This window comes from Amycolatopsis sp. cg13, assembly GCF_041346965.1.
GTDB lineage: Bacteria > Actinomycetota > Actinomycetes > Mycobacteriales > Pseudonocardiaceae > Amycolatopsis.
In genome coordinates, this window is the sequence record NZ_CP166848.1 from 9011424 (window position 1) to 9030023 (window position 18600).

Sequence of the window (18600 nt, forward strand, 5' to 3'; positions counted from 1 at the left end):
ATCGAAAGGCGGGCTATGAACGAGCAGACAATGGCGTCCGCGCGTGATCGACGGTTTTTCGGGCATCCTCGCGGGCTTGCGACATTATTCTTTGTCGAGATGTGGGAGCGGTTTTCCTATTACGGGATGTCCGCGATTCTCCTTTATTACTTGTACGACCGGACTTCCGAGGGCGGGCTGGGGCTCGACAAGGCGACCGCCTCGGCGCTGGTGTCTATTTACGGTGCGCTGGTGTTCATGTCGGGCGTCGGCGGCGGGTGGCTGGCCGACCGGGTGCTGGGCATGCGGCGTTCGGTGCAGGTCGGCGGGGCGCTGATCATGTGCGGGCATCTGGCGCTGGCCGTGCCGGGCGGGTTGCCTGCGCTGTTGGTGTCGATGGTGCTGATCGTTGCTGGTACTGGGTTGTTGAAGCCCAATGTGTCCAGTTTGGTCGGTGAGCTGTACTCGATGAAGGACAATCGGCGTGACGCTGGGTTTTCCGTGTTCTACATGGGAATCAACCTGGGGGCGTTCATCGCGCCGTATCTCGTCGGGACGCTCGGGCAGAAGGTGGATTACCACCTGGGGTTCGGGCTTGCCGCGGTGGGGATGGCGGCTGGGCTGCTGGTGTTTGCTCGTGGGCGGCGACAGTTGGGTCAAGCTGGGGAGGCACCGACTAATCCGCTTCGGGACGGCGAGCGGCGGCGGGTCGCGATTCGGGCCGGAATGGGCGTCGTTGTGCTGGCGGTGCTGGTCGGGGTGTTCGGGATCGCGGGGGCGTTGACTGTTCGCACGTTGATCAACGCGGTGACGGTGCTGGCGGTGGTGTTGCCGGTGGCGTACTTGGCGATGATGTTGCGCAGTCCGCGCACGGACGCGGTCGAACGGTCTCGGTTGATTGCTTATATTCCGCTGTTCCTCGGGGCGGTGTGCTATTGGGTGGTCAACGAGCAGACCAGTTCGGTGCTGGCGCAATTCGCGGACAAGCGCACGGATCTGGAGATCTTCGGCTTCTCGGTGCCGTCGTCGTGGTTTCAGTCGTTGAACCCGATCGCCACGTTGGTGCTGGCTCCGACGTTCGCCTGGTTGTGGATCAAGCTGGGGGACCGGCAGCCTGCGACACCGCGGAAGTTCGCGCTCGGGTTGTTGCTGGGTGGTGCGTCGTTTGTGGTGATGGCTGGGCCCGGGTTGTTGCACGGGGTTGAGGTGCCAGCCAGTCCGTGGTGGCTCGTCGCGAGTTACTTCGTGGTGATTTGCGGGTCGATGTGTTTGTCGCCGGTGGGGCTTTCCGCTACCACCAAGCTGGCGCCGCGGGCGTTTCTCGCGCAGATGATGAGTTTGTGGTTTCTGGCGTCGGCTGCGGCGAGCGGGATCAATGCGCAGCTGGTGCAGTTGTACAGCGCGGACACGGAGATCGGCTACTTCGCCGGAGTGGGCGCGGCGGTCATGGCGGCGGGCGTGGTGTTGTTGCTGCTCGCGCCGTGGGTGCAGCGGCGGATGAGCGGTGTGCGGTAAGCGAAATGCAGACAGAGCAGTGAAGGAGCGGGGCGAAATGCGTGTGGTCGTGGTCGGCGGCGGGATTGTCGGTGCGGCAGCCGGGTATGAGCTGGTGCGGGCCGGAGTGGACACGGTGCTGGTCGACGGGGCGGCCAGCGGGCGGGCGACGTCGGCGGGGGCGGGGATTATCTGTCCGTGGGCGTCCGCTGTGGACGATCCGGACTGGTATCGGATCGCGGCCGGCGGCGCGGAGTACTACGAGGGATTGCGGGCGGCACTGGCCGAGGACGGGGAGACCGACCTCGGTTACCGGCGGGTCGGGTCGTTGAGCCTGGTCTCCGAAAGCGAAGCGGCGCAAGTGTTTCAGCGGGTCGCGGATCGGGCGAGGGAAGCGCCGTTGGCCGGGGAGGTCGAGTTGATCGACGCTCGCCAGGCCCAGGAAATGTTCCCGCCGCTCGCGCACGACGGTCCGGCCATTCACATCCCGGGCGCGGCCCGGCTGGACGGGCGGCTGGTCCGCGACGCGATGCGGCGGGCTGCGGTGCGGCGTGGGGCGCGGATTGTGGAAGGTACGGCGTCGATCGTCGCGGACGGGGCGGTTCGCGGGGTGCTGGTCGGGGAGGAGTTCATCGGTGCGGACGCGGTGATCGCTGCGGCGGGGGCGTGGTCGCCTGCGTTGCTGGGGCCGCTCGGGGTCGAGGTCCGGGTCGAGCCGCAGCGGGGGCAGATTGTGCATCTTCGGTTGCCGGGGGCGGAAACCTCGCGATGGCCGGTGGTTTTGCCCCAGTCCCGGCATTATCTGCTCGCGTTCGACGATTCGCGGATTGTGGTGGGGGCGACGCGGGAGGAGGGGGCTGGCTTCGATTACCGGGTGACGGCGGCTGGGTTGGCGGAGGTGCTGGCCGAAGCGCTGTCGGTGGCGCCTGGGCTGGCGGACGCGACGTATGTGGAGACGCGCGTTGGCTTCCGGCCCGCGGGGCCGGACATCCGGCCGCTGCTGGGGGCGGTGCCGCAGGTGCAGGGGCTGGTGGTGGCCAACGGGCTGGGTGCGTCCGGGTTGACGATGGGACCGTACGCGGGTTCGATCGCGGCTCGGGTGGTGCGGGACGCGGACCCGGGGATCGATCTCAAGGCTTACGACCCGTTGCGGTGACGGCGTGCGCGCCGACCGGGAGGCCCGGTCGGCGCGTGAGCCGGGTGCCCACAAAGGACTCCTTGGCGTTCAGGTCAGCGTCTTGTGCAGGGCGTCGGGGCTGTCGCGGTAGATGCCGGTGAACAGGTCGACCGTTCATCCTCGGTGACGCCGTCGAGGGCGGCGCTCTCCGGGAGGTAGGGGGGCCAGTCGAGCAGCGAGGCGAATCCGCCGGTGAGGTCCCAGACCTGCTGGGGCGAGGCGGGAACGGTGCGCCGTGGTGGTGCTCCGGTTTCAGGCGTTGCCGGGAAGCGGCGCGGCGGGGTGGACGAGACCGGCGGCGCGGAGGTCGTGCCAGAACTCGGCCGGGACGTTCTCGGCCAGCGCGGCGGTGTCCTCGGCGATCCGGCCGGGCCGGGTGGCCCCGGGGATCGCGGCGGCGGCCACCGGATGCGCGAGCGAGAACTGCAGCGCGGCGGCCTTGATGCTGATGCCGTGCCGCGCGACGAGTGTCTTGAGTTGTTCCACGCGCGCAAGGATTTCCGGCGGGGCCTGCTGATACTCGAAGTGGGTGCCGCCCGCGAGGACGCCGGAACTGTACGGTCCGCCGATCACCATGCCGACGTTGTGCTCCTCCGCCATCGGCAGCAGCCGCTGGAGTGCGTGCGCGTGGTCGAGCAGCGTGTAGCGCCCGGCGAGCAGGAACCCGTCCGGCCGGGGCTCGTCGAGGTCGAGGGTCAGTTCGATCGGCTCGGTCTTGTTGACGCCGAGCCCCCACGCCTTGATGACGCCCTCGTCGCGCAGCCGCGACAGCACGCGGAAGGCTCCGGTGCGGGCCTCTTCGAACTTCCGCAGCCAGCGGTCGCCGTGGAAGTCCTGGGCGATGTCGTGCACCCAGACGATGTCGAGCCGGTCGGTGCCGAGCCGTTTCAGACTGTCCTCAATGGAGCGTTCGGTCGCGTCGGCGGTCCATTCGTGGAGGAGCTTGTTGGGGTTGCCGTGCTCGAACAGTCCGCCCTTCTCGCCCAGTTCGCCGGGGTCCTGGTCCTCGTGCTCGTCGAGCACGACGCGCCCGACTTTGGTCGACAGGACGTAGGAATCGCGCGGCTTGCCCGCCAGCACCTGGCCGAGCCGCGACTCCGCCAGGCCGGCCCCGTAGAACGGCGCGGTGTCGAAGTAGCGGATGCCCTGCTCCCAGGCGGCCTCGACGGTCGCGAGCGCCTCGTCGTCGGGAATGGCGCGGAACATGTTCCCGAGGGGAGCGGTCCCGAACCCGAGCCGTCCGGGGAGAATGTGGGTGAGCGACATGGGTTTTTCTTCTCTCTCGAGTCCTGCTCGACCTGTTCGCGGCCGGGTTGTCCCAGCCGGTTACATGCGCCGACAATAGTTGCACGCGCTGGCTATGGCAAAGGGAAGTGCGCCGGGTCACCGGGGCGGGCGGGTCCATCGCCCGGTCAGGGGAGGTCTTCGGGGGTGGCTGTGTGCAGGGTCAGGTGGTCGATGAGGTCGGGGACGCCGACGCACAGCACTGTTGCGCCGGCGTGCCAGGGGAGTTCGAGCACGGAGAGGCCGAGGGCGTCGAGGCGTTGCCCGGTGCTTGGGGTGCCGTCGCAGAACACCGTCACGGGGAGTCTGACGGCGTCGTCGGCGGCGCGCTGGATGCTCTCGTAGCGCTCGAGGCGAGCGGTCGGGTGCTCCTGGGCGAAGGTGCGGCGGTTGGGCTCGATGACGAGTTCGTTGCGGCTGAGGAAATTGCTCAGCAGATCGGCGGTGGTGGCGACAGGCAAGCCGCGGGGATTCAGGCCCTCGTGGGAGCGAACGGTCTTCACGGTCAGCTGGCAGCGGCGGTCGCGCTCGTAGACCAGTTCCAGTGCGGTTGCCAGGGAGTCGACACCTTGAAGGTTCCAGCTGGCGGCGGTGCCCCCGTTCGCCGCTGCGAGGGGGCAGGGGAAACGGGTGCGGTAGTCGGCGAGGCTCCGGGTCACCGGGGCTCCGCTTTCGTCAGCGTCCATGCGGCGCTCGCAATCGCAGTTCCGGGCCCGGGGGTTCCGGTGCGCTCAGTCGAGGGTAGTGGCTGCCGAGGGATCGCCGGAATAGCCGATGCCGTCGTCGGCGCGGAGAACGGCTGCCGAAAACGTCGCGGAAAGGGCTGGCGGACATGGCCGGGCGGCCCGGATGCGCAATCCGGCGCGGGGAGACCGGACGGCACCGGAATCCGCATGCCGTGCTGCGCGGTTAGTCCACATAGGACTTTCGTCAGCGTGCAGTGGACAACACCAGCTCGCGGTAGTTGCGCAACGCCTGCCGCCAGGACTCCAGTTCCAGCTTCTCGTTCGCCGCGTGCATCTGCCGGGGGTCTCCCGGGCCCCAGATCACGATCGGCGCACCGGCCACGGACCCGGCCAATGCCGAGGCGTCGGTGAAATACGTCGCGGCGGGTGCGGTGGCTTGGCCGGAGAGCGCGTCCGGCAACGTCGGGGTCCGAACCGCGGGCAGGTCAAGTTCCACCTCGGCGCTGATGGCCGGATCGAGCGAAGAAGCCCAGGCGATCACCGGCGCGCCACCGTCCACAGTGCGCACGTCCAGCGTCAGAACCGCCGACGCGGGAACGATGTTCGTCGCGGTGCCGCCTTCGAAGGTGCCGACGTTGACGGTTTCCTCGCCCAGATAATCCTCTGTGGACAGCGGGAGCGAATCGAGCGCGCCAAGCGCCCGGTCGGCGAGCAGCTGGATCGCGTTGCGGCCGAGCTGGGGCGTGGACCCGTGGGCGGCCTTGCCCGCCGCGGCGATACGCAGCCAGGTGGCTCCTCGATGCCCGAGCGAGACGCGGTTCTGCGTCGCTTCCGGCACCACGACAATCCGCGGCGTCAGCTCCAGCGACGCCGAGGCCTCCGCCGCGCCTCGGCAGCCGATCTCTTCGTCGCTGGTGATGAGGACTTGCGCGGCGGCGCCGGCTTCCGCGGCGTTGCGCAACGCGGCCAGGGCGGCGACCAGCCCGCCCTTCATGTCGACGCTGCCGCGGCCGTGCAGGAACTCGTCGTCGACGTCCGCGGAGAACGGGGCGCGCTCCCACAAATCGCGGGAGCCGACCGGGACGGTGTCGATGTGGCAGACGAACAACGCGCCGCCAGCCGAACCGGTGCCGAGCAGTACCCATGGCCGACCTGTGGTGGAGCGTTGCAGCACGCGTACGCCCGCAGTGGCAGTGGCGTAGGAGACGGCCCGCTCTTGCGCGGCAGCCTGTGCGGCACTGTCGCCGGAAGTGGTGTCCTGGCGCACCAGATCGCGCAAAAGTGCGAGAGCTTCGTCGGTCATGCGGAGTACTCCCGGGTCGATTCGCGGACGACGAGCTGCATGGAGAGCACGTGGTCCGCGGGGCTGTCGCCGGCCGCGAGGCGGGTGATCTCGTCGACCGCTTTGCGCGCCATCTGCTCGGTCGGCTGCGCGACGGTGGTCAGCCGCGGCGACGTCCATTCGCCGAGGGTGATGCCGTCGCAGCCGATCACCGACAGGTCGCCCGGCACCGAGACCCCCGCGCGGCGGGCGGCTTCGAGCAGGCCGACGGCGGCGATGTCGCTGGCGGTGAACACGGCTGTCGGCGACGCGTCGGCGCGCGCCATGTGCGCGAAGAAGTTCATGCCGAAAGCGGAGCTGAAGGTGCCGCGCACGATCATCGATTCGTTGACCTCGACCCCGTGCGCCTTCATGGCCGCGCGGTATCCGGCCTCGCGCTGGTCGGCCGTCCGTAGCCCGGCCGGGCCGCCGACGTGGGCGATGAGCCGGTGGCCCTGGGAGATCAGGTGGGTGGTCGCCTGGTACGCGCCGCCGAAGCTGTTCGCGGTGACGTGCGCGATCCGCGGTCCGGCCGCCTCGACGTACTCGTCGAGGAAGACCACCGGGAAGTCGCCCGTCAGCCGGTTCGCGAACGCCTCGTTGGTGCTGTTCATCCCCAGATAGATCAGCCCGCCTACGTCCGGCACGCGCATCAGGCGTTCGACGCTGGCGCGCTCCCGCGACGGCGACGAGCCGGTGAGGGCGGTGAACACGTCGATGCCGTCGGCCGCCGCGGCGTCGGCCACCGCGTCCGCCAGCGTGGAGAAATACGGGTTGTCCAGCGACGGGACCACCAGGCCGAGGCTGAGCCCGGTCACCTGTTTCCGCACAGGCGGATGCCCTTCGGCGGACAGCGCGGCGTCGATGCGCCGGGCCGTTTCGGAGGCGACGTTGAGCTCCCCCCGGACGTACCTCGACACCGTCGACACGGCCACCCCGGCCTCTCGGGCCACCTTCGCCAGCGACATCCGGCTCCTCCCCGTTCGAGCGTTGACGGCGACTGCAACCGCATCCTATATTGGCGTTGTTGCGCTACGTTGCGCAACACACGCTAAGCGCTTTCGCTCGAAGGAGTCGTCGATGGTCAAGGTCCTGCTAGCCGGGGAGTCGTGGGTCAGTGCGACGATCGACCACAAGGGATACGACCCGTTCGCGCACACGCAGGTGGAGATCGGGTGCGAGCGGCTGCTGGCGGCGCTGGCGGCGGAAGGGGTCGAGGTGACTCACCTGCGTTCGCACGACGTGGCCGAGAAATTCCCGCAGACGCTGGCGGAACTCGAGGACTACGACGTCGTCCTGCTCTCCGACGTCGGCTCCAACACCCTGCTGCTGCACCCGGACACGTTCACCCGCGGCCGTCCCGCGCCCAACCGGCTCAAGCTCTTGCGCGAGTGGGTCCAGGGCGGCGGCGGGCTGATGATGGCCGGCGGCTACCTGAGCTTCCAGGGCTTCGAGGGCAAGGCCAACTACCACCGGACGCCGATCGAGGAGATCCTCCCGGTCGACATCGACCCGTTCGACGACCGCGTCGAGACTCCGGAGGGCGTCCGCGCGCAGGTCGTGCGGTCCGGCCACCCCGTGGTCGCCGGTCTCGACCGGGAGTGGCCGATCCTGCTCGGCTACCAGCACACCACGCTGAAGCTGGACGCCGAACTGCTCGCCACCGTCGAGGGCGACGTCATGCTGGCCGCCCGCCAGGTCGGCCAGGGCCGCACCCTCGCCTTCACCTCGGACATCTCCCCGCACTGGGCTCCCGAGGAGTTCATGAGCTGGGACGGCTACGGCAAGCTCTTCGCGCAGGCGCTGACCTGGCTTGCCGGACGCGAAATCTGAGCCGCGCGCACTCAGGATCAAGGAGGATTCGATGAGTACGTCACCCACCCGCCGCGCGACCTCGGCCGTCGTATTGACGATCGCGACCGTCTTCGCCGGAATGCTCGGCCCGTTGCAGTCGCTGGTCAACGGACATCTCGGCACCGCGCTCGGCGACGGGCACGCGGCCGCGCTGGTGTCCTTCGGCACCGGCCTGGTGCTGATGCTGATCATCGTGCTGGCGCGCGCCCGCACGCGCACCGCGTTCTTCCGATTGCCGGGTCAGCTGGTGCGCGGCGAGATCCCGCGGTGGAACTTCTTCGCGGGCCTGTGCGGTGCGGTGATCGTGCTTTCCGAAGGCGTCACGGTGGGCTTCCTGGGGGTGGCGATCTTCCAGACCTCGCTGATCTCCGGCATGGTCATCTCCGGCGTGGTGTGCGACCGGCTCGGCATCGGCGTCCCGTTCAAACAGGCGATGAGCGCGCCGCGCGTCGCCGGGGCGATCCTGGCCATCTGCGCCACGGTGCTGGTCGTTTCCCCGAACTGGTCGGCCCCGCACATGATCGCGCTGGCGATCATGCCGTTCGTCGGCGGTCTGCTCGCCGGCTGGCAGCCCGCGGGCAACTCGGAGATCGGCCTGCTGTCCGGTTCGATGTTCATCTCCATCACCTGGAACTTCCTCATCGGCTTCGTGGCGCTCGGCCTCGTGTATGTGGTGCGGATGGCGACCGCGGGCGCGCACTTCGCCTTGCCGGGCACCTGGTGGATGTACTTCGGCGGGCCGCTCGGCCTCCTGTCGATCGCGCTGATGGCCTTGCTGGTGCGCGGTTTGGGGCTCTTGCTGCTGGGCCTGGCCTCGACGGCCGGTCAGCTGATCGGGTCGCTGCTGCTCGAAATCGTCGCTCCCGCAGCGGGTTCCAGCCTGCACCTGGTCACCGTCCTCGGCGCCGGCGTGGCGCTGGCGGCCGCGGCGATCGCGATGATTCCGTCCCGGCACACGGCCGAACCGGCGGTCCTCGCCCAGCCAGCCGAGGTGCATCGTGGCTGAGGTGCGCGGCGTCCTCGGTGCGATCGACGCGGCGGACCTCGGGCTGGTGCTGCCGCACGAGCACCTGTTCAACGACCTGTCGTCCGCGGTCGCCGAACCCTCGTACTCCGCCACTCGGCGGCTCGTCGAGGCGGAAGTGGGACCAGAGTGGCAATTCCTGCTTCGCCAGGATCCGTACTGCTGCGCCGACAACGTGGCAGTGAAGGACCATGCGAGCGTCGTGCGCGAGGTGTCCGCGTTCGCCGCGGCCGGCGGCGGCACGGTCGTCGACGCCACCGGAAGCGCGGCGATCGGCCGGGATCCGCGAGCCCTGGCGGCGGTGGCCGAGGCGACCGGGGTCAACGTCGTCATGGGCACCGGTGCGTACCTGGAGAAGTTCGAAGGCGAGCGCATCACCGCGGTCACCGTCGAAGCGCAGACCTCGCGCATTCTCGCGGAGCTGGACGAGGGCGTCGGCGAAACGGGAATCCGGGCCGGTGTCATCGGCGAGGTCGGCGTCTCTCCGCTTTTCACCGAGGGGGAGCGGGCTTCCTTGCGGGCCGCGGCCCTCGCGCAGGCCGCGCGGCCGGCGGTCGGGCTCAACATCCACATGCCGGGCTGGCAACGCCGCGGGCACGAGGTGCTCGACCTGGTGCTGGAGGAATGCGGTGCGGCGCCGGGGAAAGTGGCGCTGGCGCACAGCGATCCGTCCGGCGACGATCCGGGCTACCAGCGCGAGCTTCTCGAGCGCGGCGTGCTGCTGGAGTTCGACATGATCGGCCTCGACATTTCGTTCCCCGGCGAAGGCGTGGCCCCGACGGTTTCCCAGACCGCTCGTGCCGTGGCGCGGTGGGTGCACGAGGGCTTCGGGGAGCAGATCATGTTGTCGCACGACCTATTCCTGAAGCAGATGTGGACGCACAACGGCGGGAACGGGCTCGTGTTCGTGCCGACGATCTTCGCCGATCTGCTCGAAGCCGAGGGCGTGGCGGCCGACGCCGTGGCCCGGCTGATGCGGGACGTCCCGGCCCGATGGCTCACCGCATGAGCCCAGCGGTAGCGGTCGTCGCGTCGCTCAACGTCGACCACATCGTCCAGGCCCCGCGCATCCCGGAGCCAGGGGAGACCTTGATGGGCTTCTCGACGAGCCGGGAGCTGGGCGGAAAAGGCGGCAACCAAGCGGTCGCCGCCGCGCGGCTCGGCGCGGAAGTCGCCGTGATCGGGTGCGTCGGTCAGGACGAGGACGGCGACGAATACCGGGAAGCCCTGCTCGCCGAGGGCGTGGACGTCGCGCACCTGCGAACCTCGGCGCTGCCGACTGGACGGGCGGCGATCACCGTCGACGCGGAGGGCGTCAACTCGATCGTCGTCGTGGCCGGGGCGAACGCCGACATTCCCGCCGCGGCGGCCGAAGCAGCGATCGGCGAGTTGCCGGGGCTTCGGGTGGTCGTGGGCCAGCTGGAGGCGGCGGTCGACGCGACAGAACGCGCGTTCGCGGCTGCTCGCGAGCGCGGCGCGCTGACGGTGCTCAACACCGCGCCGGTCGACGCCGTCGCCGCGAAGCTGCTGCCGCTCAGCGATGTGGTGGTGGCGAACGAAATCGAGTTCCGGCAGCTCACCGGCCAAGACCCAGTCGACGGCCTGCGGCGCGGCAGTGCCGAACTGTTCGCCGCGGGATGCCGGTGGGTGATCGTGACGCTGGGAGCTGAGGGGTGCGCGGTCCTCGATGCGTCGTCGTCCGCACACGTCCCGGCGGTTGCCGTGCGGGCGGTGGACACGACTGCCGCGGGTGATTCGTTCGTCGGTGCGCTTGCGGCGCGGCTCGCGAGAGTCTCGGGTGAGCCGACGACTGCGGACGTGGTGGCGGCTTGCGGTTTCGCGGCCAAGGTGGCTGCCGTCGTCGTGACGCGGCATGGGGCGCATCCTTCGCTGCCGACGCTGGTCGAGGTCCTCGACGCGGCAGTGCCGAACTGACGCTGGTACTGGGGATGCGCGCGTCGTCCGCACACGTCCCGGCGGTTGCCGTGCGGGCGGTGGACACCACTGCCGCGGGTGATTCGTTCGTCGGTGCGCTTGCGGCGCCGCTCGCGGATATGCCCGGTGAGCCGACGACCGCGGATGTGGCGGCCTGCGGTTTCGCGGCCAAAGCAGTCGCCGTCGTTGTCACGCGGTATGGGGTGCACCCTTCGCAGCCGACCTTGGCCGAGATCCTCGGCGCATGAGGCGGCGGCATCCTCGCCGGATGCCGCCGCCGCACGCCGTCGTCAGTCAGCAGTCGTTCGAGATGTACCACACGGGGTGCCAGTTCCCGTGCGGCTGGGCGTAGTACGCCTTCGGCGAGGTGGACAAGTAGGTGTATCCCTTGCCCCAGAACGAGGTCGTGTAGTGGTGCGTCTGGTTGTTCATCCACGACCCGCCGCTGTTGAAGCCGTTCGGGATTTCGTAGAAATCGCCGCAGGCCGCGTGCGTGAATCCCTTTCCTTCGTAGTTCGCGTCCTTCCATCCGCAGAACGCGCCGTAGGAACAGAGTTCGTACGGAGTGCGCGGGTCGTTGCCGTTCAGTCCGTCGCCGAATGCGTGCGCATACTTATCGCCGGGCAAAGGGTAAGTGATGACTGAATTGTCGCCGGTAACGATTTGATTAGGCGTGACTTGTCTGCCGTGCAGCGTCGCCAGGCCGCGGTCGATCTCGCTCTGCAGTGCGACGCTCTGCTGGGCAGTGAACCCCGCGGACCGCAGTTGCGCCGTAAAGCCCGCCGACGTGCTGATGGGAGACGCGTCCGCCACCGTCGCGACGGCGGCAAGCGAAACCAATGCCGCCCCCAGCACCGCGCCGATTCTCACTCGCATGGAAACCCCTCTTCCGCTGGAAATGTCCAGGAGGACGCGAACGGCGTATACCGATAGGCCGAATGCGATACCGCCGTTCGGTGAATTCCCGTCCCCCTGCCGGAAAACCAATATTTGCGCACCCGGAGCCGGGGACGCGATGGTTTAAGCTAGAACTCAAAACAAGGGGGGTTTCCGTGCTTCGGCTGCGCTGTACGCCCGAGGATCTTCTGCACGTGTCGATCGCCGAACATCCGGCGCCGCTCGGCGAGCTGACCCTCGCGATGCAGATGCTGCAGCGCCGCGATCCGCACCCGGCGTTCGCGCCGTGGCGCGAGCAGGTCGTGCGGCAGTTGCCGGTCGAGAGCAGGCCGCTGCTGCAGCTCGTCTCGCCCTCCGGCGCGGGCCCCATGTTCCTCGACCCGCCCAGCCGCACCGTGGAAGAGGGGCTGGACCGCGTGCTCTCCACTCCGCGGGCCGAAGCGCGCGCCGAACTGAAGCGGGTATGAGCGATCGACCGGCCGCTGACCTCCTGGACGAAGCGGCTGGCCAGGCAGGACCGAGAGGCGTGGAAAATGCTGGACCGGGCGCTGCGCGCCGGTTACCAGAACGTCCTCGCCGAACGCTGGCACAGTCTGCGGGCGGGCTTCGACGCCGAAACCGCGTGGCGGGCGAAAATCCTTGCGCGCCAAGGCATCAGCGCCCTGTTCGCCAGCCTCCGGCCGACGCTCCGCTGGAAAGGACTGACCCTCGAAGCCGACTTCCCCCGCGACCTCGACCTGACCCTGCGCGGCCACGGCATCGTCCTGCGGCCCACGTTGCTGTGGTCGGGACACCCGCTGGTGGCGTACTACGCCGACCGCCCCACCACGCTGATCTATCCCGCGCTGACCCCGCTGCCCCTGCTCGCCCCGTCCGGACGGTCGGACCCGCTGGCCGCGCTGCTAGGCGCCACTCGCGCCGGTGCGCTGCGGGCCCTGATCAGCGGACGCACGACCACCGGTCTCGCGCGCGAGCTGTCCGTCTCGGTCGCCGCCGCGTCCTTGCACGCCAAGACTTTGCGCGAGGCGGGTTTGATCGTGTCGCGTCGGGAGGGCAAGGCGGTGTGCCATGAGTGCACCCCGCTGGGGCTCGATCTGCTTGCCGCCAAACCGCCGCGTGCTGGCGGGTGACGTTCTCGGTCGCGTGGTTCAGTTGCCCGCGGAGGTCCAGGCGGCGAATTCGTCCAGTACGTGTGCCAAGTCGGCCCGCGAGTTGATTTGGCGGTGCTCGTCCGTGTTCGCATCGTCAAGAATGTTCGCCCGCATCAGCTGCGCGTCGCCGCTTTCCCAGACGATCAATTGACTGAAAAGATGCTGGTGATCGATGGAGACCGACACGGCCCACCTAGGCGGGCGCAGGTCCACCGCGACGGTCATCCCGCGGCTTTCGAGAACCTCGCGGCGACCGGAGATCCACGCGACAACCTCCTCCACGATCGGAAACGAATCTGTCATCGCGGTCCAGTCCGATCGTCGAGGGGCCTGCCCGAGCTTAGCCTGGCACAGCCGGAAAAGGCCGCCCCGCGCACGGGACGGCCTCTCCTCGGGGTTCAGCTTCAGCTGACAGTCAGCGACGTGTCGTCGAGGCAGAACGACGTCTGCAGGCTCGAGTCCTCGGTGCCGGTGAAGGTCAGCGTCACCGTCTGGCCGGCGTAGGCCGACATGTCAACGGTGTGCAGCTGGTATCCGGTCGCCTGGTTCAGGTTCGAGTACGAGGCGAGCGTGGTCGAACCGGCCTTGACGGTCAGCTTGTCGTAGGCCGTCGTGGTGGTCGTCTCGGCGGTGTCGACGTGCAGGTAGTAGCTCAGCGTGGCGTGGCAGCCCGACGGGATGCTCACCGACTGCGAGACCGTGTCGGTGTGCGCGCTGCCGTAGCCGTCGAGGTAGGCGAGGTACGTGCCGCTGTGCGGGGGTTCGCCGTTCGACGACGTGCTGATCACTCCGCTGGACGCGGTCCACGGGCTGGTTCCGTTTTCGAAGCCGGGGTTGCCCAGCTTCTGCCCGGAGCAGGTGCCGCCGCCGGTCGGGGCGATCGTCCAGCTGAACGTGGTGGAGCCGGTCGCGCCGGAAGAGTCCTTGGCGGTCGCGGTCACCGAGTACGTGCCGGCGGTGGTCGGCGTGCCGGAGATCAGGCCGCCCGAGCTGATCGACAGCCCGGTGGGCAGGCCGCTGGCGGTCCAGGTGTAGCCGCCGCTGCCGCCGGACGCGGACAGCTGCAGGCTCGCCGCGGTGCCGACGACGCCGTTCTGGCTGCCCGGGTTGGCCGCTGTGACGCCGCCGCTCGGTGCGCCCGCGCTGAACGCCGCGGTGCCGTTCGGGGTGCCGAGACCGGTCGGGCCGTCCCAGCCGGGGCCGGCGTTGCACTGCACGGAGGCGGAGCAGCTGCCGTTGCTGCCGGAGGTCACGTCGTTGAGGTTGCCGGTGTGCGAGTACGGGTAGGCGGCGGGGGTGTCGGACGCGCCGGGCGCGCCGGCGAGGGCGTAGACGGACGCGATGATCGGGGCGGACGCGCTGGTGCCGCCGTAGACGGCCCAGCCGCTGCCGCCGTAGGTCTGGTACACCGCGACGCCGGTCTGCGGGTCGGCCACGGCCGAGACGTCGGCGACCGCGCGCTTGCCGCAGCCGGTCGTCACGTTCTGGAAGGCCGGCTTGGCCACGTAACCCGAGCAGCCGCTGCCCGCGCCGGTCCACGCGGTTTCGCCCCAGCCGCGCGCGCTGCTGTTGCGGCTCAGCGAGGTGCCGCCGACCGCGGTCACGTACTGCGAGGAGGCCGGGTAGCTGATGCCGTAGCCGTTGTCGCCGGTGCTCGCGGTGATCGCGACGCCGGGGTGGTGGAAGTAGCTGGAGTCGGAGGAGGGTTCGGTGCCGTCCTCGCCGCCGCCGTAGCTGTTGGACACGTATTTCGCGCCCATCGACACGGCGGTGTTCACCGCGGTGCCGAGATCGGCCATGCTCGGCTGGTTCGCTTCGACGAGCAGAATGTGGCAATTCGGGCAGATCGCCGAAACCATGTCGACGTCGAGCGAGATTTCGCCCGCCCAGCCGGAATCCGCGGCCGGAAGGGGACTGGTTTGCCCGTTTTCGTTCACCTTTTTGAAGCAGCCGTTCGCGGTGGTGCACGCCGGCAGCCCGTAGGTGGAGCGATAGCTCGCGAGGTCCGATTCAGCATTCGGGTCGTCGTTGGAGTCGACGATCGCCACGGTGGCCGACGCGCTGCCCGCGGCGGTCAGGTTGTAGGCGGAACGCAGGTCCGAGGGACCGAACCCGCCGGGCAGCGCGCCCGGTGTGAGGAACGCGCGCATGGTGTCGGTCTGGCGTTCGGCGAAACAGGTGACCATGCCGGGCTTCGCCTTCTCGGCGCAGACGCGGGCGGTCGGATGCGCCGCGGCGGGCGATGCCACGGCCGGCAGGGCCGGGGCAGTCAAGGCCAAGGCCGCGAAACCGGCCATGGCAAGGATTCTTCGGGCTGAACGGGACACGATCCCTCCCAGGGAATTTCCTGCGAACGGCGTCGGGCCATTCGGTGCCCAGTTGTCTACAGTTCGTTCAGCCCTGGCGGTGACGCGCTGGTGCCAGTGGCGCAATGGTGTCGGCCAGCCCGATGGAGGTGCCTCCGAATGGTTCCCGAAGCAATCGGCCATCTCCTGACTCTCGGGCTGAAAGCGGACGAAGCAGAAATCTATCTGGACCTACTTTCGTCGGGACCGGTTCCGCCTGATCGGCTAGCGCGCGACACCGGCCGCGACCCCGGCGAGGTGCGTCGTGTGCTGGCGGTGCTGGCCGGAATCGGACTGGCCGGCCGGGTCGACGGTCCCGGTTCGCCGATGTCCGCGCTGCGCCCGGAACCGGTGCTGGAGGTGCTGACCAGGCAACGCGAGGCGGAACTGGCCGGGGCCCGGGCGGCGATGACGCGCCTGTACGAGCAATACCGAAGACACTCGGTCCGCTACGACGCCGACCCGATGATCGAGGTAGTCAGCGGAACCACGGCCGCCGAACGGGTGCAGCAACTGGAGCGATCGGCGCGCACGGAGGTCCGCGGACTGGACTCCCCGCCGTACTACGCCGACGCGGACGCCAACGAGATCGAACTGGAAAACCTGGCCCGCGGCGTCCGCTACCGAGCCGTCTACGGCAGGCTCGCGCTGGAACGGCCGGAGTACGTCGCGGAAAACATCCTGCCCTGCGGCAAAAGCGGCGAGGAGGCGCGGGTTCTGCCGGAGGTGCCGGTGAAACTCCTGATCGTCGACGATTGTGCGGCTTTGTCGGGCGCCGACCGCACGGTGTTGCTGATCCGCTCGTGCGACCTGTTCGACGCGCTGGCCGGACTGTTCGACATGTGCTGGCAGGTCGCGCTGCCCCTGGGCCTCGCCGACGACACCTCCGGCCCCGCGATCCGCCCCAGCGAACGACGGCTGCTCGCGCTTCTCGCCGCCGGGCTCACGGACGACCAGGTGGCCCGGGTGCTCGGCGTGAGCAGGCGGACGATGTTCCGATATCTGGAGAACCTGATGGCACGGACGGGGGCGGCGAACCGGTTCCAGCTGGCGCTGCACGCGACGCGGAATGACTGGCTTTCGGTGGATGCTCAGCCTGGCGTGTCGGCGGTGCGCTCGGTTCCGCTGTGAGGGGTGCTTTGTGCCGGTTGGCCGCGCTTGCGCCTCGTCGCCCGAGCCAGCGCGGCCGACAGGCTCCGGCTGGCACCGCACGCCGCCCGCGATGACTGGCTTTCGATCGACGCTCAGCCCGGTGTTTCCCCGGTCCGGCCTGCGCTGCGCCAGGCACGCCGTGATCGCGCCTGACCGGTTGTGCCCCAACAGCTTCCCGCTTGGTCGAGCACCTCCTCGACGCGCGCGGCCCAGCCTCTCCGGCATGACGTTTACCGTGACCTCCGCGTGCAGCGCCGACGTTGCCGGGCAGCCGAGCCACCAGCAGCCTCGACTGCCCGCCTAGGTGCGGCCGAACAGCTCACCCCTCTCCTTCCGCGAGAGCCGGAAAGGCTTGCCGGACTTCGGCGAACAGCACCCCGTGCCGTCCATAGCCGAAAGCGACCGCGGCTGACCAGAGCGCGTCGAAGGCGGCGGCCAGCGGGTCCGGCTCCCGAACGGAGAACACCGCCGGAAACGCCATCGCCTGCTGCAGGCAGTTCTCGTGCCGTCCGTCCGGCGAGGTGGCCAGCGTCTGCGGGACCTGTTCGTCGGTGAACAGACGATTCCACGCCCGCTGGTTGTCGTCGAACGGAGGCGGCAGCGCCTCTCCCCGGTCCATCGCCGCGAGTGCCGGGGCTATCCACTCGACCTCGGTCAGCTGAGCCTCGGAGAACGCGCGCCGGACTGTCCACCGGGCGATCTGCCGCTGGGTCGCCGGATCCGTCCGCGCGAGAGCGTCGACCAGCGACCGGTCCAGCCTCGCCACGCTCTGTACGGCGCCCGGCAGCTGCCGCAGCCGTTCGCTGGGCAGGCTCCCGCCCCACGCGTTTTTCTCCGCCCTCAAGCGCGCTTCCTCAGCGAACCGTTCCTGTTCGCGGCGAGCGAGGCGCTCGGCTTCGGCTTTCTCCTCCGGCGTCGGGGGAGGCGGCTGCTTGCTGGCCGCGTCGTGCCAGTAGGCGGCGCTCGCGCTGGTCTGCTTGACCACCCGGTCCGGTTCCGGCGGAGCCGGCCAGAACTGGAGCAGATAGCGGTCGGGCTCGAAATGCTCGCCCTCCGGAATGCCCAGCCGGTGCGCCTCGTCCATCCGCGTTCCGCTGTAGCGGACCCGGTAGTCGATCTCGCGCAGGCCGAGCGGCCAGACGGCACTGCCGCCCCAGGAGACGAGCGACGTCTCGCCGAGCGGGCGGAACGACACCTCGACGATCTCCTCCCAGGTCTCGTCCAGCGGCGGTTCCTCGTCGTGCGACTCCACGCGGAAGCCGACCTCGCCGGTGTGCAGGCCGGTGATCAGAGTCAGCGCGCCTGGCACCGCGCCGCCGCACAGCCCGTTCCGCTGGCCGCCGAAACACTCCGCGAACCTCGGGGGCCCCGGCTCGCTCTCGACATAGATCTGCCCGTAGCTCACCGGTGCCTCGCCGCTCATCACCACTCGCATCGCCGTTCCTCCCCTTCGGCTGCTGTCCGGGGCATCATCGCGCGGGGCACCGACAAAAACCGGAGTCTCGCTCAGCGAAGGCGAAAGCGGTCCAGTTGCCGAACTCGGAGCGGTGAGGCGGGAAACTCGACGTGGAAACGCGCGTGGAATCCATCGACCTGGTCGCGGAATTCGTGCCGCACCCGCCGATCAGCAGCCTGGCACACTGCGCGCGGCGCCCGAAACTCCGGGTTCCTGGACGTAGCCGCCGAAGCATTGTCGCCCAGGAACGGTCGAGACCATGCTGTGTGCGCAGTCGCTCCGGCGAACTAGGCCGCCGGTGGCACAGAGGGATCAGGCCACGATCTCGCGGACGCTGTCGGCCAGCAACCGAAGGCACCCCGGGGCGCCAGGGTTGAGCAGCAGATCGACGTCGTCGTAACCGTCCAGCAGCCGCACCAGATCCGCGGGCGCGGCCGGACGCCACCCGGCGGCGCGGACTCGGCGGCGGTGTGCCGGGGCGGTCGTGACGAGCAGGCACGGGATGTTGTCCGGCGACGGCGCGACGAGCGGGGATTCGTCGGTGTTCACGGCCACCGCGAAGGCCGATTCGCGGAAAACTGTGGCCAACTGGTCGAAGTCGGCCTCGCCGCGGGCGGTCAGGCGGAGCACGGCGTCCAGCGGGTCGGTCGGGGAGTCTTCCGCCGCCGGTTCGTAGGACGGGTTGGGCTCGAAGCGGCTGACGGATCCGTCTTCGCGCGCGAGCCAGCCGCCCACCACGGCCTGCGGCGGCGGGCTCGGGACCTCGGCCCCGTCGGTCGCCGACGCGGGTTGCCACGCCGGGTCGACCAGCAGCACCCACTGGTCCTCGGACATTGCCGGTACCT

The 18600-nt window shown here is 69.4% G+C and carries 19 protein-coding genes; 10 read left to right on the forward strand and 9 right to left on the reverse strand.

The annotated features are described in order from the left end of the window. Positions 1–15: 15 nt before the first annotated feature. Both AB5I40_RS42240 and AB5I40_RS42245 read left to right on the forward strand, forming a co-directional pair. Positions 16–1494: a peptide MFS transporter gene (locus AB5I40_RS42240; protein WP_370935799.1), complete on the forward strand. Its 1479-nt coding sequence runs from the start codon at positions 16–18 to the stop codon at positions 1492–1494. Positions 1495–1531: 37 nt separating this feature from the next. After that, positions 1532–2629, forward strand: coding sequence for an NAD(P)/FAD-dependent oxidoreductase (locus tag AB5I40_RS42245; RefSeq protein WP_370935800.1), 1098 nt, complete (start codon positions 1532–1534; stop codon positions 2627–2629). 273 nt (positions 2630–2902) lie between these two features. Here the strand turns inward: AB5I40_RS42245 and AB5I40_RS42250 are convergent, their stop codons facing one another. From AB5I40_RS42250 to AB5I40_RS42265, 4 genes are all read right to left on the reverse strand, one after another. Further along, positions 2903–3916 carry an aldo/keto reductase gene (locus AB5I40_RS42250; protein WP_370935801.1) on the reverse strand — a complete coding sequence of 338 codons (1014 nt, stop codon included), beginning with the start codon at positions 3914–3916 and terminating at the stop codon, positions 2903–2905. 146 nt (positions 3917–4062) lie between these two features. Further along, positions 4063–4620 (reverse strand): hypothetical protein, encoded by a 558-nt coding sequence (locus tag AB5I40_RS42255; protein ID WP_370935802.1) that lies wholly within the window; start codon positions 4618–4620, stop codon positions 4063–4065. A 244-nt stretch (positions 4621–4864) separates the two neighbouring features. Then, positions 4865–5923, reverse strand: coding sequence for a M20 family metallopeptidase (locus AB5I40_RS42260; RefSeq protein ID WP_370935803.1), 1059 nt, complete (start codon positions 5921–5923; stop codon positions 4865–4867). After that, on the reverse strand, positions 5920–6909 hold the full coding sequence (locus AB5I40_RS42265) for a LacI family DNA-binding transcriptional regulator (protein WP_370935804.1): 990 nt from the start codon (positions 6907–6909) through the stop codon (positions 5920–5922). Before AB5I40_RS42265 ends, AB5I40_RS42260 begins: the two co-directional genes overlap by 4 nt. 112 nt (positions 6910–7021) lie before the next feature. Between AB5I40_RS42265 and AB5I40_RS42270 the strand changes: the two genes are divergently transcribed. The 5 genes from AB5I40_RS42270 to AB5I40_RS42290 are packed head-to-tail and all read left to right on the forward strand — an operon-like array spanning position 7022 to position 11002. Then, on the forward strand, positions 7022–7774 hold the full coding sequence (locus AB5I40_RS42270; protein ID WP_370935805.1) for a glutamine amidotransferase: 753 nt from the start codon (positions 7022–7024) through the stop codon (positions 7772–7774). 31 nt (positions 7775–7805) lie between these two features. Then, positions 7806–8801: a DMT family transporter gene (locus AB5I40_RS42275; protein WP_354737124.1), complete on the forward strand. Its 996-nt coding sequence runs from the start codon at positions 7806–7808 to the stop codon at positions 8799–8801. Then, positions 8794–9828: a phosphotriesterase gene (locus tag AB5I40_RS42280; protein ID WP_370935806.1), complete on the forward strand. Its 1035-nt coding sequence runs from the start codon at positions 8794–8796 to the stop codon at positions 9826–9828. Before AB5I40_RS42275 ends, AB5I40_RS42280 begins: the two co-directional genes overlap by 8 nt. Then, positions 9825–10754, forward strand: coding sequence for a ribokinase (locus AB5I40_RS42285; RefSeq protein ID WP_370935807.1), 930 nt, complete (start codon positions 9825–9827; stop codon positions 10752–10754). Before AB5I40_RS42280 ends, AB5I40_RS42285 begins: the two co-directional genes overlap by 4 nt. Before the next feature lie 14 nt (positions 10755–10768). Continuing rightward, entirely contained in the window at positions 10769–11002 is a 234-nt protein-coding gene (locus AB5I40_RS42290; RefSeq protein ID WP_370935808.1) for a PfkB family carbohydrate kinase, read from the forward strand. Positions 11003–11048: 46 nt separating this feature from the next. On the opposite strand, the gene AB5I40_RS42295 is transcribed toward AB5I40_RS42290, so the two are convergent. Beyond that, positions 11049–11630: a hypothetical protein gene (locus AB5I40_RS42295; RefSeq protein WP_370935809.1), complete on the reverse strand. Its 582-nt coding sequence runs from the start codon at positions 11628–11630 to the stop codon at positions 11049–11051. Positions 11631–11806: 176 nt separating this feature from the next. Here AB5I40_RS42295 and AB5I40_RS42300 point away from each other — a divergent pair, with 176 nt between their 5' ends. Further along, entirely contained in the window at positions 11807–12118 is a 312-nt protein-coding gene (locus AB5I40_RS42300) for a hypothetical protein (RefSeq protein WP_370935810.1), read from the forward strand. A gap of 66 nt (positions 12119–12184) precedes the next feature. Further along, a complete protein-coding gene (locus AB5I40_RS42305; protein ID WP_370935811.1) occupies positions 12185–12781 on the forward strand; it encodes an ArsR/SmtB family transcription factor in 597 nt (198 codons plus the stop codon). An 18-nt stretch (positions 12782–12799) separates the two neighbouring features. On the opposite strand, the gene AB5I40_RS42310 is transcribed toward AB5I40_RS42305, so the two are convergent. Together AB5I40_RS42310 and AB5I40_RS42315 are read right to left on the reverse strand one after the other, a co-directional pair. Next, positions 12800–13105, reverse strand: a complete 306-nt coding sequence (locus tag AB5I40_RS42310; RefSeq protein WP_370935812.1) for a hypothetical protein — start codon at positions 13103–13105, stop codon at positions 12800–12802. A gap of 101 nt (positions 13106–13206) precedes the next feature. Beyond that, on the reverse strand, positions 13207–15099 hold the full coding sequence (locus tag AB5I40_RS42315; protein WP_370935813.1) for a putative Ig domain-containing protein: 1893 nt from the start codon (positions 15097–15099) through the stop codon (positions 13207–13209). Positions 15100–15267: 168 nt separating this feature from the next. Between AB5I40_RS42315 and AB5I40_RS42320 the strand changes: the two genes are divergently transcribed. Then, the gene (locus tag AB5I40_RS42320) at positions 15268–16278 is read left to right on the forward strand and encodes a helix-turn-helix domain-containing protein (protein ID WP_370935814.1); all 1011 of its coding nucleotides are present in this window, start codon (positions 15268–15270) and stop codon (positions 16276–16278) included. A 340-nt stretch (positions 16279–16618) separates the two neighbouring features. Here the strand turns inward: AB5I40_RS42320 and AB5I40_RS42325 are convergent, their stop codons facing one another. Next, the gene (locus tag AB5I40_RS42325; protein WP_370935815.1) at positions 16619–17734 is read right to left on the reverse strand and encodes a hypothetical protein; all 1116 of its coding nucleotides are present in this window, start codon (positions 17732–17734) and stop codon (positions 16619–16621) included. 333 nt (positions 17735–18067) lie between these two features. Then, positions 18068–18589: a type VII secretion system-associated protein gene (locus AB5I40_RS42330; protein WP_370935816.1), complete on the reverse strand. Its 522-nt coding sequence runs from the start codon at positions 18587–18589 to the stop codon at positions 18068–18070. Positions 18590–18600: the final 11 nt, after the last annotated feature.

What these genes read in the sequence shown, in the direction of transcription:
- AB5I40_RS42240 (WP_370935799.1), top strand. Translation starts at nt 16, where the DNA reads ATGAACGAGCAGACAATGGCGTCCGCGCGTGATCGACGGTTTTTCGGG.
- AB5I40_RS42245 (WP_370935800.1), top strand. Translation starts at nt 1,532, where the DNA reads ATGCGTGTGGTCGTGGTCGGCGGCGGGATTGTCGGTGCGGCAGCCGGG.
- AB5I40_RS42250 (WP_370935801.1), bottom strand. Translation starts at nt 3,916, where the DNA reads ATGTCGCTCACCCACATTCTCCCCGGACGGCTCGGGTTCGGGACCGCT.
- AB5I40_RS42255 (WP_370935802.1), bottom strand. Translation starts at nt 4,620, where the DNA reads ATGGACGCTGACGAAAGCGGAGCCCCGGTGACCCGGAGCCTCGCCGAC.
- AB5I40_RS42260 (WP_370935803.1), bottom strand. Translation starts at nt 5,923, where the DNA reads ATGACCGACGAAGCTCTCGCACTTTTGCGCGATCTGGTGCGCCAGGAC.
- AB5I40_RS42265 (WP_370935804.1), bottom strand. Translation starts at nt 6,909, where the DNA reads ATGTCGCTGGCGAAGGTGGCCCGAGAGGCCGGGGTGGCCGTGTCGACG.
- AB5I40_RS42270 (WP_370935805.1), top strand. Translation starts at nt 7,022, where the DNA reads ATGGTCAAGGTCCTGCTAGCCGGGGAGTCGTGGGTCAGTGCGACGATC.
- AB5I40_RS42275 (WP_354737124.1), top strand. Translation starts at nt 7,806, where the DNA reads ATGAGTACGTCACCCACCCGCCGCGCGACCTCGGCCGTCGTATTGACG.
- AB5I40_RS42285 (WP_370935807.1), top strand. Translation starts at nt 9,825, where the DNA reads ATGAGCCCAGCGGTAGCGGTCGTCGCGTCGCTCAACGTCGACCACATC.
- AB5I40_RS42290 (WP_370935808.1), top strand. Translation starts at nt 10,769, where the DNA reads ATGCGCGCGTCGTCCGCACACGTCCCGGCGGTTGCCGTGCGGGCGGTG.
- AB5I40_RS42295 (WP_370935809.1), bottom strand. Translation starts at nt 11,630, where the DNA reads ATGCGAGTGAGAATCGGCGCGGTGCTGGGGGCGGCATTGGTTTCGCTT.
- AB5I40_RS42305 (WP_370935811.1), top strand. Translation starts at nt 12,185, where the DNA reads ATGCTGGACCGGGCGCTGCGCGCCGGTTACCAGAACGTCCTCGCCGAA.
- AB5I40_RS42310 (WP_370935812.1), bottom strand. Translation starts at nt 13,105, where the DNA reads ATGACAGATTCGTTTCCGATCGTGGAGGAGGTTGTCGCGTGGATCTCC.
- AB5I40_RS42315 (WP_370935813.1), bottom strand. Translation starts at nt 15,099, where the DNA reads ATGGCCGGTTTCGCGGCCTTGGCCTTGACTGCCCCGGCCCTGCCGGCC.
- AB5I40_RS42320 (WP_370935814.1), top strand. Translation starts at nt 15,268, where the DNA reads ATGGTTCCCGAAGCAATCGGCCATCTCCTGACTCTCGGGCTGAAAGCG.
- AB5I40_RS42325 (WP_370935815.1), bottom strand. Translation starts at nt 17,734, where the DNA reads ATGCGAGTGGTGATGAGCGGCGAGGCACCGGTGAGCTACGGGCAGATC.
- AB5I40_RS42330 (WP_370935816.1), bottom strand. Translation starts at nt 18,589, where the DNA reads ATGTCCGAGGACCAGTGGGTGCTGCTGGTCGACCCGGCGTGGCAACCC.